This window comes from Rhizobium sp. GN54 (assembly GCF_021026345.1).
Classification (GTDB): domain Bacteria; phylum Pseudomonadota; class Alphaproteobacteria; order Rhizobiales; family Rhizobiaceae; genus Mycoplana.
The window spans coordinates 385,946-401,708 of record NZ_JAJNCZ010000002.1 but is presented as its reverse complement, the minus strand read 5'-3'; the positions used below and the strand labels follow the sequence as shown (position 1 = coordinate 401,708).

12 protein-coding genes and 1 riboswitch are annotated in these 15,763 nt (G+C 67.3%); of the genes, 4 read left to right on the top strand and 8 right to left on the bottom strand.

The window, feature by feature from the left end:
* Positions 1–48: 48 nt before the first annotated feature.
* The 8 genes from LQK81_RS07900 to LQK81_RS07865 all read right to left on the bottom strand — a co-directional run bounded on the left by LQK81_RS07900 (position 49) and on the right by LQK81_RS07865 (position 11,401).
* On the bottom strand, positions 49–192 hold the full coding sequence (locus LQK81_RS07900) for a GFA family protein (RefSeq protein WP_230805097.1): 144 nt from the start codon (positions 190–192) through the stop codon (positions 49–51).
* A complete protein-coding gene (gene cobN, locus LQK81_RS07895) occupies positions 189–4,544 on the bottom strand; it encodes a cobaltochelatase subunit CobN (RefSeq protein WP_230805095.1) in 4,356 nt (1,451 codons plus the stop codon). The genes LQK81_RS07900 and cobN overlap by 4 nt, the downstream gene beginning before the upstream one ends.
* Positions 4,545–4,843: 299 nt before the next feature.
* Positions 4,844–5,896: a cobalamin biosynthesis protein CobW gene (gene cobW, locus LQK81_RS07890; RefSeq protein WP_230805093.1), complete on the bottom strand. Its 1,053-nt coding sequence runs from the start codon at positions 5,894–5,896 to the stop codon at positions 4,844–4,846.
* Between the two features lie 4 nt (positions 5,897–5,900).
* A complete protein-coding gene (cobU, locus tag LQK81_RS07885) occupies positions 5,901–6,428 on the bottom strand; it encodes a bifunctional adenosylcobinamide kinase/adenosylcobinamide-phosphate guanylyltransferase (protein WP_230805092.1) in 528 nt (175 codons plus the stop codon).
* Complete coding sequence (locus tag LQK81_RS07880) at positions 6,428–7,228, bottom strand: CbtA family protein (RefSeq protein ID WP_230805090.1); 801 nt, start codon at positions 7,226–7,228, stop codon at positions 6,428–6,430. Before LQK81_RS07880 ends, cobU begins: the two co-directional genes overlap by 1 nt.
* 12 nt (positions 7,229–7,240) lie before the next feature.
* On the bottom strand, positions 7,241–7,417 hold the full coding sequence (locus tag LQK81_RS07875) for a CbtB domain-containing protein (RefSeq protein WP_230805088.1): 177 nt from the start codon (positions 7,415–7,417) through the stop codon (positions 7,241–7,243).
* Between the two features lie 44 nt (positions 7,418–7,461).
* Positions 7,462–7,778: riboswitch (cobalamin riboswitch) on the bottom strand.
* Between the two features lie 98 nt (positions 7,779–7,876).
* Positions 7,877–9,757, bottom strand: coding sequence for a peptidoglycan-binding domain-containing protein (locus LQK81_RS07870; protein WP_230805086.1), 1,881 nt, complete (start codon positions 9,755–9,757; stop codon positions 7,877–7,879).
* A 156-nt stretch (positions 9,758–9,913) separates the two neighbouring features.
* On the bottom strand, positions 9,914–11,401 hold the full coding sequence (locus LQK81_RS07865; protein ID WP_230805083.1) for a cobyric acid synthase: 1,488 nt from the start codon (positions 11,399–11,401) through the stop codon (positions 9,914–9,916).
* A 227-nt stretch (positions 11,402–11,628) separates the two neighbouring features.
* On the opposite strand from LQK81_RS07865, the gene LQK81_RS07860 reads away from it, so the two are divergent.
* The 4 genes from LQK81_RS07860 to LQK81_RS07845 all read left to right on the top strand — a co-directional run bounded on the left by LQK81_RS07860 (position 11,629) and on the right by LQK81_RS07845 (position 15,752).
* Positions 11,629–11,772, top strand: a complete 144-nt coding sequence (locus LQK81_RS07860; RefSeq protein WP_230805081.1) for a hypothetical protein — start codon at positions 11,629–11,631, stop codon at positions 11,770–11,772.
* Positions 11,773–12,538: 766 nt separating this feature from the next.
* Complete coding sequence (locus LQK81_RS07855; RefSeq protein ID WP_230805079.1) at positions 12,539–13,537, top strand: ABC transporter substrate-binding protein; 999 nt, start codon at positions 12,539–12,541, stop codon at positions 13,535–13,537.
* A 264-nt stretch (positions 13,538–13,801) separates the two neighbouring features.
* Complete coding sequence (locus tag LQK81_RS07850) at positions 13,802–14,710, top strand: ABC transporter permease (protein WP_230805077.1); 909 nt, start codon at positions 13,802–13,804, stop codon at positions 14,708–14,710.
* The gene (locus LQK81_RS07845; RefSeq protein ID WP_230805075.1) at positions 14,703–15,752 is read left to right on the top strand and encodes a quaternary amine ABC transporter ATP-binding protein; all 1,050 of its coding nucleotides are present in this window, start codon (positions 14,703–14,705) and stop codon (positions 15,750–15,752) included. Before LQK81_RS07850 ends, LQK81_RS07845 begins: the two co-directional genes overlap by 8 nt.
* Positions 15,753–15,763 lie beyond the last annotated feature (11 nt).

The following is a 15,763-nucleotide window of genomic DNA, read 5'->3' as shown; positions in this document are numbered from 1 at the left end:
CCCACCTCTTTGACAGTGTCGGTATCGGTATCGCTCATGGCGTGCTCCTCAATTCTCGGGTTTCGGCATCGTCACCGGCGAGGACGTCGCCCGCCGGCAGCTTTCGCAATGGCAATGGCCGGTGCGGATGATCGGGCCAGAAACCATAAAACGCACCGACCTGCACAGGCAGCGTCCGGAAAGCCCGCTCATGACGCCCTCCTCCTGCCGGCGATCTCCTCCAGCGCGAACCGCGCCGAGTTCGAACGCGGCGACCACAGCCGGCGGTCGATCGCCTCGACCAGCCGGTCCGACATCTCCTTCAGCGCTGCGGGGTTCTTCTCGGCCAGGAAGGCGCGCACGCGCTCGTCGAGAAGATAGGCCGTGTAGACCGCCTCGAAATGATGGTCCTTCACCGCTCCCGTGGTCGCGGCGAAGGCGAACATGAAGTCGACGGTCGCGGCAAGCTCGAAGGCGCCCTTGTAGCCATGGCGCATCATGCCGTCGATCCACTTCGGATTGACGACGCGGGCGCGCACGACGCGGCCGATCTCGTCCTCGAGCGTGCGCACCACCGGCTTCTCCGGCCGCGAATGGTCGTTGTGGTAGACGACAGGCTGCGATCCCGTCAGGTGCGCGACCGCGGCCGCCATGCCGCCCTCGAACTGATAGTATTCGTCGCTGTCGAGCAGGTCGTGCTCGCGGTTGTCCTGGTTCTGGACGATCGCCTGCAGGCTCTTCATCCGCGCCTCCAGCCGGTCGCGGCTGGAAACGTCCTCGCCCTCGCCGGCATAGGCATGTGCGCCCCAGGCGAGCCAGGCCTCGGCAAGGTCGCCCCGGTCCTGCCAGAGCCCCTCGTCCATCATCGTCTGCAGCCCGGCGCCGTAAGTGCCGGGTTTGGCCCCGAAGACACGGTAGCCGGCCATGGCCTGCGCCTCGCTTTCGCTGGCGCCGTCGGTGGCAAGGGCTGCCGCCTCGGCCCGCATACGCGCTGCGATCGGATTGTCCTCGCCGTCCTCGTCCAGCGCCCCGATAGCGCGCACGGCCCGGTCGAACAGCGCGATCTGTTCGGGAAAGGCGTCGCGGAAGAAGCCGGAGATGCGCAGTGTGACGTCGACGCGCGGCCGGCGCAAAAGCGCGGGAGGGATGATCTCGTAGCCGGTCACCCGCCTTGAGACCGTGTCCCACACGGGCTTCGCGCCGATCAGTGCCAGCGCCTGGGCGATGTCGTCCCCGCCGGTGCGCATGTTCGCGGTGCCCCAGGCGGTGATGCCGAACGAGGTCGGCCATTCGCCATGATCCTGCGCATAGCGCGTCACCAGCAGTTCCGCCGACTTCCTGCCCAGCTCCCACGCCGCCGGCGTCGGCACGGCGCGGCTGTCGACGGAATAGAAGTTGCGCCCCGTCGGCAGCACGTCCGGACGCCCGCGCGTCGGCGCGCCGGACGGGCCGGGCTCGACGAAGCGGCCGGAGAGCCCGCGCATCAGCGCCGTCATCTCCGCTTCGCCGCAGGCTTCGATGGCGGGGCCGATCGACCGTCCAACCTGGTCCAGCACCGCCTGCGTCGCCTCCCAGCCATCCGGGCAAGGCAAGTCACCGGAAACGAGCTTCGTCGCCAGCAGTTCGATACGCTCCACGGTGTCGCCGACCGAGCGCCACGGGGCGTCGGTCTGCGAAGCCAGGATCTCCGGCCTCGGCCCCGTCCACGGATCGGAGGGTAAGCAGTCGAGCGGGTCAAATGTCGTGTGCGGGGGGCTACCCCCCTCTGCCCTGCCGGGCATCTCCCCCTCGAGGGGGGAGATCGATGGGGCGAGGCCCCGCCCATCACCAGCGTGGCCGTCAACCGCCGTGTCCGCACCAACCGCGTCACCACGCCCACTGCCATCCGCATGGACCACCGCCATTCGCCCGGTACCGATCTCCCCCCTTGGGGGGGAGATACCCGGCAGGGCAGAGGGGGCTGCATCCCGTGTGGCAGCGATGTCGACAGCCGAACCACCACCCAGCGCATCCGCCGCGATCGCGCGCTGCAGGCTGGCGTCGCCGCCTTCGCCGAGCCCGCGCGGCACCCGCGCCAGCGCCAGCGTCAGGTCGGTCAGGAGCCGGCCCGATGGCGACACCCCGAAGACGTGCAGGCCGTCGCGGATCTGCATCTCCTTCAGGTCGCAGAGATAGGCGTCGAGTTTCTGCAGCGCCGCCTCCTCCCCGTCGGACCGGGCAATGCCGGCATCCTGGTCTAGGCCGATGTCGCGGACGAGGTCGAGGATCTGCCGGCTCAGGAGCCGCAGCCGCCGCGGATCGCCGCCCGAGGCGTCGTAGTATTCGTCCACCAGCGCCTCGAGGTCCTTCAGCGGCCCGTAGGTCTCCGCCCGCGTCAGGGGCGGCGTCAGGTGGTCGATGATGACGGCGGCGGAGCGGCGCTTGGCTTGCGTGCCCTCGCCCGGATCGTTGACGATGAAGGGATAGAGATGCGGCACCGGACCGAAGACGGCCTCCGGATAGCAGGCCTCCGACAGCGCCAGCGCCTTGCCCGGCAGCCATTCGAGGTTGCCGTGCTTGCCGACATGGACGATCGCATGGACGCCGCAGACCGCCCGCAGATAGGCGTAGAAGGCGAAATAGCCGTGCGGCGGCACGAGGTCCGGCGAATGATAGGTTTCCTTCGGGTCGATGTTGTAGCCGCGCGCCGGCTGGATGCCGACCAGCGTCCCGCCGAAACGGCAGAGCGGCAGCGCGAAAACGTCGCCGGCCACGAAGGGATCCGCCTCCGGCGCGCCCCAGCGGGCTGTCACCTCACCCTGAATCGCCCTGGGAAGAGACGCAAAGAAACGCTTGTATTGATTCAGCGAAATCGTCTCGCGGATCTCGCGTCCATCGTTCGCCGCATTGGTCGGCCCCGCCATCAGGTGCGCGATCAGCGCATCGCCGTCGGCAGGCAGGTCGGCGACCGCATAGCCGTCCGCCTGCATCTTTCGCAGTATCTCGAGCGTGCCCGCCGGCGTGTCCAGCCCGACGCCGTTGCCGAGCCGGCCGTCACGGTTCGGATAGTTCGCCATCACCAGCGCGACGCGGCGCTCGCCAGCCCCTGCCCGCCGCAGCCGCGCCCAGTTGGCCGCCAGCCGGGCCGAAAAGCGGATCCGGTCCTCGACCGGCTCGAGGCTTACGATGTTCGTCTCGACCTCGGCGTCCCAGCGGGCGGCCGCCTTGAACGAGACGGCCCGCGCCAGTATCCGCCCGTCCACCTCCGGCAGCGATACGTTCATGCCGAGGTCGCGCGCCGTCAAGCCCTGGCCCGACGCCTGCCAGGCCTCGCGGGAGGAGCCGGAAAAGATCACCTGCAACACCTGCGCGCCGGTTTCGTCCAGCACCGTCGGCCTGCGGTTGCTACCGGGTGCGGAGACGGCGAAGCTCGTCGCGTTGAGCACCGCCTCCGGCCGCGCGGCGGCAAACGCCGTCCGCACGATCTCGATCGAAGCCGGGTCCTTGAGGCTGGAGACGAAGACCGGCAGCGCCCGCACGCCCTCGGCCGCCAGCGCCTCGATCAGAAGCTCCACCGGCCGCGTCTCGCCGCTCTGCACATAGGCGCGGTAGAAGCAGATGGCGACGGTCGGGGGTTCGGCGGCCGCGTCCGCAGCCACGCGCCCCGCCGCAGCACTCGACTGTTCTTGCGCGAAATTACCCCCCTCTGCCCTGCCGGGCATCTCCCCCTCAGGGGGGGAGATCGGATGGTGCGCGTGTCCAGCCACAAACGCAGCGTTGCTTGCCGCGAACGCGGCCTCGGATAGGGACGATGCGGGCAGCGGCTCGCCGATCTCCCCCCCTGAGGGGGAGATGCCCGGCAGGGCAGAGGGGGGTGCCGGGCTCGCAACGATTGCGTCCGAATGCCCCTCATCCGCCCTTCGGGCACCTTCTCCCCGCAAGCGGGGAGAAGGAAAGTCGGCACCTGCCGCTTCCGCCCCCTCTCCCCGTTCACGGGGTGAGGGGCAAACCTTGTTCCATGTCGCGAAATCGACCACGCCCCGCCCCGGCCACCAGATGCCGGCCTTTTCCAGCGGCGCCGGTGCCTCGGGCTTGTCGCCGCCGAAGACGAGCGCATCGGCATAGGCGAGGAAGCGGGCGGCGTTCTCCGCGCCCCCCTCGGTGAGATAGGCCCAGAGCCGCAGCCGGTCCTCGTCCGCGATCCGGTTGAACGGTACCAGTCCCTCGTCCGACCGGTCATCGCCGGGCAGCGCCACGATGGCGATGCCGTGTGCCACCGCCGTGGCATGGAGCGCCTCCAGCACGTAGCGGAAATAGCTGGCGCCGCCGAGCGCGCGCACGACGATCAGCTTCGCATGCCGCGCCGTGCGCTCGACATAGGTATCGACCGACATCGGATGGGCCAGCGAGGCGAGGCTTGCGAGCCTCAGCCGGGCCCGCGCCTGCCGGCCGCGATGGGCGGCGGCGATCGACGCCAGTTCCGTATCGGCCGCCGACAGGAACAGGACGTCGCCCGGCGACTGGCCGAGATCGACCGCCTCCTTGCCGTCGGCGATGGTGCCCTTCTGGGCTAGCAGCAGATGCATGACGGCTCTCCGCTTCGGCGCGGCAGGTTACACCCACCTCTCGTCTGCAGGCCCTCTCCCCGACAGACAAGGTTGTCACGTCTGAGTTGCCGCAGGCGCAGCAAACGCCCTCTTCTCCCCATCGGGGAGAAGGTGGCCCGCAGGGCCGGATGAGAAGGTGGCGCGAGGCGCCAGGGCGTGCCCCAAGCCTCCCTCATCGCCTCGCATCCGCTCGGCACTTCTCTCCGCCCAGGAGAAGAGAGAGCAGCCGGTCGCCGAGCTTGGTCCCGGCGACGCCCCTGTTCCGCAGACACGACCGCTCAGCCCGCGGCAGCGGCGATCGCAGCGCGCACGGCCTGCTCGTCCATGTCGTGCAGGCCTATGACGACGAGGCGGGTGCCACGGGTCTCGCCGGGCGCCCAGGCGCGCTCGAAATACTGGTCGATCCGGCTGCCGACGGCCTGGACCAGAAGCCGCATCGGCTTGCCCGGAACGTCGGCGAAACCTTTGACGCGCAGCACGTCATGCTCGGCGATGACGCCCTTCAGCCGCTCCACGAAACCGGTCGGATCGGCGACCGGGCCGAGTTCGACGACGAAGCTGTCGAACTCGTCGTGGTCGTGTTCCTCGCCGTTCTCGTGCTCCAGCTCATGATGCGACTTGCGGTTCTTGATATCGTCCTCGGTACCGACGCCGAGGCCGAGCAGCACGGCGGCGGCGACGTCGCCATTCCTCGCCTCGATCATCGCCGGCTTGCGGGCGGTGCGGGAGGCCACTTCGTCGCGCACCGTCTTCAACCCGGCCGCGTCGATCAGATCGGTCTTGTTCAGAACGATCAGGTCGGCCGCCGTCAGTTGGTCCTCGAACAGTTCCTCCAGCGGGCTCTCGTGGTCGAGGTTGTCGTCCTCGACGCGCAGCGCATCCACCCGGTCGTGGTCGTCGGCGAAACGGCCGGCGGCGACCGCGGCGCTGTCGACGACGGTGATGACGCCGTCGACCGTCACCTGCGTCTTGATCTCCGGCCAGTTGAAGGCGGCAACGAGCGGCTGCGGCAGCGCCAGGCCCGAGGTCTCGATGACGATGTGATCGGGGCGGTTGTCGCGCTCCAGAAGCTTCGACATGGTCGGAATGAAATCGTCGGCGACGGTGCAGCAGATGCAGCCATTGGTGAGTTCGATGATGTCGTCCTCGCTGCAGGCCTCCGCGCCGCAACCCTTGAGCACGTCGCCATCGACGCCGAGGTCGCCGAATTCGTTGATGATCAGCGCGATCCGCTTGCCGTTCGCGTTCTGCAGCAGGTTGCGGATCATCGTCGTCTTGCCCGCGCCGAGGAAGCCGGTGATGACGGTAGCGGGGATCTTTTGCTGGAGCATGGGCTCAACCCTTCATTTTCAGCGGCAGGCCTGCCGCGACAAGATAGACTTCGGAGGCAAGCTGCGCCACCTGCTGGTGCAGCCTGCCGGCGTGATCGCGGAATTCGCGCGCCATCTGGTTGTCCGGAACGATCCCGAGCCCGACCTCGTTGGAGACGAACACGAGGCGGCCGGGTGCGGTGACGATGGAGGCCGCGAGATCGTCGAAGGCTGCCGCCATATCGTGCTTTTCGAGCATCAGGTTCGTCACCCACAGCGTCAGGCAATCGACGAGCAGCACCCGGTCCTCGCGCGCCGTGTCGTTGATGCGTTCCGGCAGCGCCAGCGGCTCCTCGTGCGTCACCCAGCCATGGCTGCCGCGCTGGGCCTTGTGCTGGTCGATGCGCGCGCGCATCTCCTCGTCCCAGGCACGGCCGGTGGCGATATAGTGCTTGGACAGGCCGCTTTCTGCGGCCAGCCTCTCGGCGAATGCGGATTTTCCGGAACGCGCACCGCCCAGAACCAGGACGGCTCCGGGCGATGTCGTTTTCATCAGGCTGCCTTTGCTGCGACCTTTTCGGAAACGCCGATCTTCTCGTTGGCGAAGCCGAGCGAAAGCCCGAGCACGACCCAGAAGAACAGCGTGGTTGCGAGCGCCGCCACGGCGAACTCCGCGCCGAGCACGGCCGGCACGTTGCTGGCGATATCGGCAGGCTGCGGCGCGCCATAGACCTGCGGGGCGCCGATCAGGACGATGCCCGCGACCTTCGCCGCAATCCCGTCCTTCAGGATCAGCAGGTAGAGCCCCACGGCCGAAAGCACCACGGTCGCAACCCACCAGACCTGCCTGTCGCCGAGGTCGGCGGCCGGGAAGCCCGGAAGCTCCGGCGGCAGGCCGATGGCCGGCAGGAGATGCACGGCAAGCCAGCCGGCAGCGCCCCACAGCGCCCCGTTGGCGACCGTGATCGCATTGCCGGTCACAAGGCTCACGCCCGCCAACAGCAGCGCGAAACCCGCTCCGGTGACGAGGTTTGCGAGCAGCGTGCCGGAGAAGCGGCTCATGCCGAACATGATGCCGCCGTCCTCGTGCTCGCCCTCATGGGCATGGGCCACCGAGATGGGCGAGAAATAGGCGGCCACCTCCGACATCGTAGCGCCGATGCCGAGCGCGGAATGCTCGTGCGACGCGTCCGGCTGGGCCTCGGCGCCGGGGGCGGCAGGCTCTTCGTCGCCGCCCTCGAATTCCTCGGCATGCAGGATCAGCGGAATGACGCGCGCCTCCTGGGCGACCGTCATCAGGGCACCGGAGAACAGCCCGGCCACCAGAGCGGCCAGGAGATATTTGACGATCATGACATCTGCTCCTTAGTGGCAGGGAAAGCCGTAGGAGTGGCGGGTGTCGTGCGCGGTGTCGTGCAGGACGGACGAATTGGCGAGGCCTGCGCCGAACACCAAGAATCCGCCGAGCAGAAGCGCTACGAGACCGGCATAGAGACGATCGTTGAGAGAAAGGGAAACAGAAGAAACGTTAGATGCAGCCATGACAACCTCCGTGCTGGCAACGGGGAAAATCCCCAGGTCGGGCACGATGCCCTCATTGGCCGGCAGGTCTCCTGGCTCGCGGCGTCGGGCGCGAATTGCGCCTGCGGCCCACCCTCGCCTTCCCGGGTGATGCGCGACATGAAAGGCGGACGATTCGTAGACATAGAGGCGTCCAGACCCCGGTTCATCATGCCGCCACCCAGTGGCTTTGCCGGTTGATCAAACCGGCTGGATTGGCCTCGCCACTCTACAGTCGCGGGGTCGGCCGTGATTGGAGCGCCCTGATTGGGTCCACCCCGTCACGTTCCCATTTAAGCGCCCGTCCATCACTGGACCGACGCACCTTCCAATAGTGGCGATGATTATGCCTGCAGGCACCGGAAGTCAATTGGCAGGAAACGGCGTCCGCCGCGCCGAATGCGTCGTCGCGGCGGCTGTTCGTTCAGGTCGGCTGGCCGCTCAGTAGCCCGGCCCGCTGATCGTCAGGTCGCTGCCGGGGCCATAGCCGCCCCCGACCGGCCCCTCGTAAACGCCGCCGACCAGACCTTCGCGGTAATAGCCGTCGACCGGGCCTTCGTAGACGCCATAGCCGTCATTGTAGTAGCGGTCGCGGCGGGCGCGCTGGCGATCGACGTATTCGCGGCTGCGGGCCTCGGCGAAGCGCGCCGACTGGCGCAATTCGCGATACTGCTTGCGCGTCAGGTAGCCGTCGCCGGCATAGCCGGCCGAGCGCTGCCAGGAGGCGATCGCCGCCCGCGTGCGCGGACCGTATACGCCGTCCGCCCCGCCGGTGCCGTAGCCGAGCGCGTTCAGCCAGCGCTGCGACTGGGCGCGTGCGGCCGGATCGAGATAGGCCTCGCGCACGTCCGAAGGCGTCTGGAAGACCTTTGGCTGCTGCGAAGGCGCAGGCTGCGTCTGGCGAACGAGCGGCTCCGTCCCGGCGCCGAGCGGCGCAGCCGTTGCGGCGGGAGCGTTGATGGCCGGCTCCCGCGCGGCGACGTCACCTGCGGGCTCTTCGCCGCCCGTGGCCTTGCCACCCTTCTCAAGCGCGGCAAGGCGCTGGCGCGCCTCATCGGCAAAGCGGCCCTGCGGGAATTCGCGCAGGTAGTTCTCGAAAGCCTGCGGCCGGCCGTTCAGCACAGCGCGACTCCAGCTGTTGTCCTCGCGACGGGCCAGTCGCTCGGCCTGCCCGTCCCCGGCTTCGTCCCCATCCATGCCCCCGCCGACGGGCGCGGCTGCGACCGCATCCGCGTCCCTGTCCGGGCCGCTGTCGGGATCGGCCGCAGGGCTCGCGATCGCATTCTCGTCGTCGGTCGGCAGCGCCTCGGTGTCGAGCGCGTCGGCGACGCTGCCCTCGGCGACCGGCGGCGCGGCGGACGGCTGCGCCGCCTGCTGTTCCGCTCTCGTGCGCTCGGCCTCAGTCGCCTCCGCCTTGGCTTTCTCGGCGGCGGCATCCGCCCTCGCCTGTGCTTCCCTCGCCTGTGTTTCTCTAGCCTGCGCTTCCCTCGCCTGTGCTTCCGCAGTCGCCCGGGCTTCCTCCTCGGCCTTTGCCTTCTCGGCTTCAGCCGCGGCGATTGCGCGCTCGCGTTCGGCAGCCGCCTGCTCCGCCTCGACCTTGGCCCGCGCGGCGGCCGCATCGGCGCGCGCCTTTGCCTCGGCCGCAGCCTTCGCTTCCTCTTCCGCCTTCAGCCGGGCCAGCTCGGCCTTGGCCTGCTGCTCCGCCTTGAGCCTTTCAGCCTCGGCCGCCTCCTCGGCGCGCTTGCGTTCGGCCTCGGCCCGCTGCCGTTCCGCCTCGGCCTTCGCCGCGGCAACCCGCTTCGCCTCGGCCTCCGCGCGCGCCTGTTCTTCCTTGCGCTGCCGCTCGGCCTCTGCCACGCGCTTCGCCTCGGCCTCGGCGGCCAGCCGTTCCTCTTCCGCCCGCTGCTCCTCGGCGGCGACCCTGGCCTCCTGCTCGGCCTTCAGCCGCGCGGCCTCGTCGGCCTTGCGGGCAGCCGCGGCCTTTTCCTTCTCCGAGGCGGCGCCGGTGTCGGTGGCTGCGGAATCCTGGGGCTTGCCGTCGTCCGCACCAGCGGTGCTGGCAACGCCCCTCGCGTTCAGTTCGGCCAATCGGAGACGGGCCATCGAGGCGAAGGTGCCGTTCGGATAGTCCTTCAGATAGGCCTCGTAGCCTGCCGGATCGCTGCTGGAGGAGACCTTCTGCCAAAGGGAAAACTCGGTCTCCCAGCGCTTGCTGGCGCTGACGGCCGGCTTCGTCTCGGCCGCCTGCACAGCCGGTCCGCCCGCGATCGCAAGCCCGATCAGCCCCGCCCATCCGAGTTTCGCAAAACGGCCACTGGTCATTCGACATTCCCTTTCGATCGCATGCGGCATCCCCCCGTCAGATAGCGGCAGGGCGATGCCACTCAAGGTCTTTGCATCGGATTCTGGCGCAACTTTGGTGGTAACCTTAACCGATGAAGATGACGAAACGGCTTCGCCATCCGCCCGGAAAACGTCTCAGCCGCCCCGATTAATCGGGGTGATCCGATCACTTTCCATCAGCCGCGAAAGCCACGCGTGATCCAGCACCGCTTCGAGTTCGGCGGCCACGCCGTCGAGTGCCGCGTCCACCGCACCCCGGTAGTCGAAGCCGCCGCCGGCGATCCCGAACTCCGCAAGCAACCGGCTTCGGAAGGCGTCGCTCGCCATGAAGCCGTGCAGGTATGTGCCGAACACCCGGCCGTCCGCCGAGGTCGCCCCGTCCGCCCTGCCGTCGATCATAATGGGTGGACGAGCGCAGTCGGGGCCGGTGGTCCTGCCGAGATGGATCTCGTAGCCTTCCAGCGGCACGTCGTAGCTGAGCGACCGCGCGCGGCTGTTGCGCACCGTCTTCTCCGGCGCCATCTCGGTCTCGACGTCGAGCAGGCCGAGGCCGTCGACCGCGCGCTCGCCACCCTCGATGCCGAGCGGGTCGCGCACGGACCGGCCGAGCATCTGGTAGCCGCCGCAGATGCCGATGATGCGTCCGCCGCGCCGGTGATGCAGGGCGAGATCATGGTCCCACCCCTGCGCGCGGAAATCCTTCAGGTCGGCGATGGTGGCCTTCGAGCCCGGCAGGATGACGAGGCCGGCATCGGCCGGCAGCCGCTCGCCGGGGCGGACGAAGACGAGCTCGACGTCCGGCTCCTGCGCCAGCGGATCGAGATCGTCGAAATTGGCGATGCGCGGCAGTACCGGCACCGCCACTTTCAGTGCTCCGGGCCGGCCGGAAGCCAGCCGTTCCAGCACCACCGAATCTTCCGGCGGCAGTTGCCGGGCGTGTTTCAGCCAGGGCACGACGCCGAGACAGGGCCAGCCGGTATGCTGCCCGATCGCCGCAATCCCGTCGTCGAACAGGGTGACGTCGCCGCGAAACTTGTTGATCAGGTAGCCCGATACCATCGCCCGGTCTTCCGGCGGCAGGATCGCCTTCGTGCCGACCAGCGACGCGATCACCCCGCCGCGGTCGATATCGCCGACGAGCACGACCGGAACGTTCGCCCGCGTGGCAAAGCCCATGTTGGCGATGTCGCCGGCGCGCAGGTTGATCTCGGCCGGCGAACCGGCCCCTTCGACGACGACGAGATCGGCGCCGGCGCAGACGCTTTCGAAGCTCTCCATCACCGCGTCCATCAACCGTGGCTTGAGCACCTGGTAGTCGCGCCCCTTCGCCTGGCCGAACACCCGGCCCTGCACGATGATCTGGCTGCCGGTGTCGGATTGCGGCTTCAGCAGCACCGGATTCATGTGCACCGACGAAGGCGTGCGCGCCGCCATCGCCTGCAGCCACTGCGCCCGCCCGATCTCGCCGCCGTCATCGGAAACGGCCGCGTTGTTCGACATGTTCTGCGGCTTGAACGGCCGCACCTTCAGTCCACGATTGGAGGCGATCCGGCAGAGCCCTGCGACCAGTACCGTTTTTCCGACATCGGAGCCGGTTCCCTGCAGCATGATTTTTCGCGTCATGCCCCTTCCCTAGCATCGCGCCGGAGCACCGCAAAGCCCTGAAAGCGCCGCGATGCCGACGCAATCGGGCGGCGGCCCGGCGCCCTGCGACGAAAGTGCTAATATGCATATCCCGTTTGCGACATCCGATGGCGGCGGCGATCGCGATTCCGTTTCCGTCCGGGCCTATATCGCAGCTATCGGAGCAGCGGAAAATACCGCTGCCGGAAACCCCAAGGACAAAGACCATGCTGTTCATCTTCAGCAAGCCCAATTTCGTTCAGATCGCCTGGAACGGCAAGGCTCCCGAGCGCCAGTCGCGCGTGCGCAACCTCGTCGCCGATGCGCCCCTCGGCCCGCTCAGCATCGTGCGGACGCGCAACGTCGGCTGAGGCCGCCCCGACGGGCTGCTGACAGTACAAATGACCGGCGCCCCTTTGCGCAAGCGGGGGCGTTTTTCTTTGCCTGGACGAAGATGGGACTGCAGCAACGCGAAAAGGCCGCGGATCGCCCAGCGGACGCTCCACGGCCGGTCCGAAACGCGGACGACACCGGATGAACGCACCGGCGGAAGATCGACCCCGGTACGCACTACCTGATCCCGGGGACCGGCAGGAACAATGCCTGCCGCACGCCGATTGATAGCCTGACATCGTTACCGGATCGTTATCGTGAGCCTGACAAGACGCAATTTGCGCGCTTTTGGCGCTCCGGCGAAGAAATTTTTATGAAATCTGTCTGCGCCGTATTCAGGACAGCTCTCGCCCCGATCCGGCGACCGGCATATCCGCTTGCGACCGCAGGAATATCAACGATGCCCAGCCGTGGGCAAAAGCTCAATCATCGGCCGCAGTTCTGCCGCAATTGCGGCATCCGCATGGGTCGCGGCAGGCCACGAACGGCCCTCCATCCCGCCTCGGCGGTTGATTTCCTTGTCGGAATCCTTACGCTGCCTCCAGCGACGAAATAGGGCTCTCGCGGCGACAGGTTCCGCCGCCGGCCATCAAGAACCAGTGTCGCTGCACGCAGGGGATCGACTTGCCTGACGCGGTTCTTCGCCTCTGCCTGCCGAACGTAATCGATCGGGCAGCCAGGTGTTGCAGTGCCCTGACACGCCCCGGATGAATTGCTGCCTTCAGACTGGGAGATAAGAAGATCATGAAGAAGCTGCTCGCTTCAACCGTCCTCGCCGCCGGCCTCTATGCCGGCGCAGGTACGGCGCAGGCTGCCGATTGCGGCAGCGTATCGATCGCCGAGATGAACTGGGCTTCTGCCGGCGTCGCCGCCTATGTCGACAAGATCATCCTCGAAAACGGCTACGGCTGCACGGTGACGCTCGTCACAGGCGACACCATGCCCACCTTCACCTCCATGAACGAGAAGGGCGAACCCGACGTCGCCCCCGAGTTCTGGGTCAATTCGGTCCGCACCTCGCTCGACGCGGCAATCGCCGAAGGCCGCCTGATCCAGGCCGCACCGCTGCTGTCGGAAGGCGGCGTCGAGGGCTGGTGGATCCCGAAGTTCCTCGCCGACGCCCACCCCGACATCAAGTCGGTGCAGGACGCGCTCAAGCATCCCGAACTCTTCCCGGCTCCCGAGGACCCGTCCAAGGCCGCGGTGCATAATTGCCCGTCCGGCTGGAACTGCCAGGTGTCCACCGCCAACCTCTATAACGCGCTGAACGCCAAGGATGCCGGCTTCGACCTCGTCGACACCGGCTCGGCCGCCGGCCTCGACGGCTCGATCGCCAACGCCTTCGAGAAGAAGACCGGCTGGCTCGGCTACTACTGGGCGCCCACGGCCATTCTCGGCAAATACGAGATGACCAAGCTCTCCTTCGGCGTCGAACACGACAAGAAGGAATGGGACGCCTGCACCGCGATCCCCGACTGCCCGAGCCCTAAGGTCAACGCCTATCCGGTCTCCGACGTCTACACCGTCGTGACCAAGGCCTTCGCCGACAAGGCCGGCGTCACCATGGACTACATGAAGACGCGCCAGTGGGACAACCAGACGGTCGGCAAGGTTCTCGCCTGGATGGGCGACAACCAGGGCACGAACGAGGACGCCGCCAAGTATTTCCTGGAGACCTACCCCGAGATGTGGACCAAATGGGTTTCCCCGGAGGTCGCCGAGAAGGTCAAGGCGTCCCTCTGACCCGCTCACTGACGGAGGGCCGACGGCGAATGCCGGCGGCCCTTTTTCGTCGCTGCAGGTGGAAGACCGGCTGTGCGGATGCTGCCCGCAATTGCGACCGGAGAAAAAGCAAGGTCGCAAACAGCACAGGCCGATGCGCCGCTTCGTGTGAAAAAGACAAGGATAACGAAAAGCCGGTGCGCATAAGCACAAGAACAATCCCGAGGAAGGTTGTGCCCTGGTGCGATCAACGGGAAGCGCAACCGGCGGAACAAGGGGATTGATATGGCACTGTGCGACTACTTGCCGGCGATGCTTTGCAAGTTTCCCGCGCTCAGCGACTCGACGATCCGTGCGGGACGCAAGACGATCGACGACGGCTTCAAGGCCTTCGTGCGCTCCTACAGCGACCTCATCGACACCGCCGTGCAACCGCTGCAGGTGTTCCTGAACTTTCTGGAGCGCCTGTTCGTCACCTCGCCCTGGCCGATCATCCTGATCGTGATGCTGGTGATCGTCTACCTCGGCAGCCGCAGCGTGAAGGTCACGATCGGCACCGCGCTCGCCATGTACTTCATCGGCCTGTTCGGCCTCTGGAACGACGCGATGGTGACGCTGGCGATGACCACCGTCTGCACGATCTTCGCGGTCCTGCTCGGAATCCCGATCGGCATCCTGATGGCGCGCTTCGACCGGGTGCAGGCCACCGTCAATCCCGTCCTCGACGTCATGCAGACGATGCCGAGCTTCGTCTACCTCATCCCCGTCGTCATGATCTTCGGCATCGGCAAGGTGCCGGGCATGATCGCCGTCGTCATCTACGCCGTCCCGCCGATGATCCGGCTCACCAATCTCGGCATCCGCCTGGTCGACAAGGAGGTGCTGGAAGCGGCCGACGCCTTCGGTTCCTCGGGCTGGCAGAAGCTGAAGAATGTCCAGATCCCGCTCGCACTGCCGACCATCATGGCCGGCATCAACCAGACGATCATGATGTCGCTGGCCATGGTCGTCGTCGCCTCGATGGTGGGCGTCGGCGGGCTCGGCAAGAACGTGCTCGGCGCCATCAACAACCAGTTCTTCACCGTCGGCTTCCTCAACGGCTTCGCACTCGTCGCGATCGCCATCATTTTCGACCGTACCAGCCAGGCCTTTGGCAAGCGCCTGCAGAAGCATTCGGAGGTAATCCATGGCTAGTCACGCCATCGAAGTCAGAAACCTGTACAAGATCTTCGGCCCGCGCGGCGCGGATTACATCGACCAGGTCAAGTCCGGCCTGTCGAAGACCGACCTGAATGCACAGTACGGCCACGTGCTCGGCCTGCAGGACATCAACATCGCCATGCCGGCCGGCGGCGTCATGGTGGTCATGGGCCTGTCGGGCTCGGGCAAGTCGACCCTGATCCGCCACATCAACCGGCTGATCGAGCCGACCTCCGGCGAGGTGCTCTACGACGGCGTCGACGTCTGTCGGATGAACGAGCGCGACCTGCGCGAATTCCGCCGCCACAAGACGGCGATGGTGTTCCAGAAGTTCGCGCTCCTGCCGCACCGCACGGTCGTCGAAAACACCGTCTACGGGCTGGAGATCCAGGGCATTCCCGCTGCCGAAAGCGAGAAGCGCGCCCGCTACTGGATCGACCGCGTCGGCCTTTCCGGTTTCGAGAACCACTACCCGAACCAGCTTTCCGGCGGCATGCAGCAGCGTGTCGGCCTCGCCCGCGCGCTGACCAACGACGCCGAGATCCTGTTGATGGACGAGGCCTATTCGGCGCTCGACCCGCTGATCCGCGTCGATATGCAGACAGTCCTGCTCGACCTGCAGAAGGAACTGAAGAAGACCGTCGTCTTCATCACCCACGACCTCGACGAGGCGCTCAGGCTCGGCGACAAGATCGCCATCCTGCGCGACGGCCGCGTCGTCCAGCAGGGCACCGGCCAGGAGATCGTGCTGAATCCGGCCGACGACTACATCACCGCCTTCGTCAAGGAAGTGAACCGCGGCCGCGTCATCAATGTCGAGACGATCATGAAGCCGCTCGCCGGCAATCCGCAAGGCATGCCGATCGCGATGGGCACCGTGCTGGAAGCCGCGGCCCGCGCGATGACCACGGCAGACCAGTCCGTCGCCCACGTGGTCGACGAGGCCGGCCGGCCCGCCGGCACGCTCGCCCTCGACACGATCATCGCGGCCATGGTGACGCCCACCGGCCACGGCGAGACGCCGCAGGCGGCCTGAACGCCCGCAGA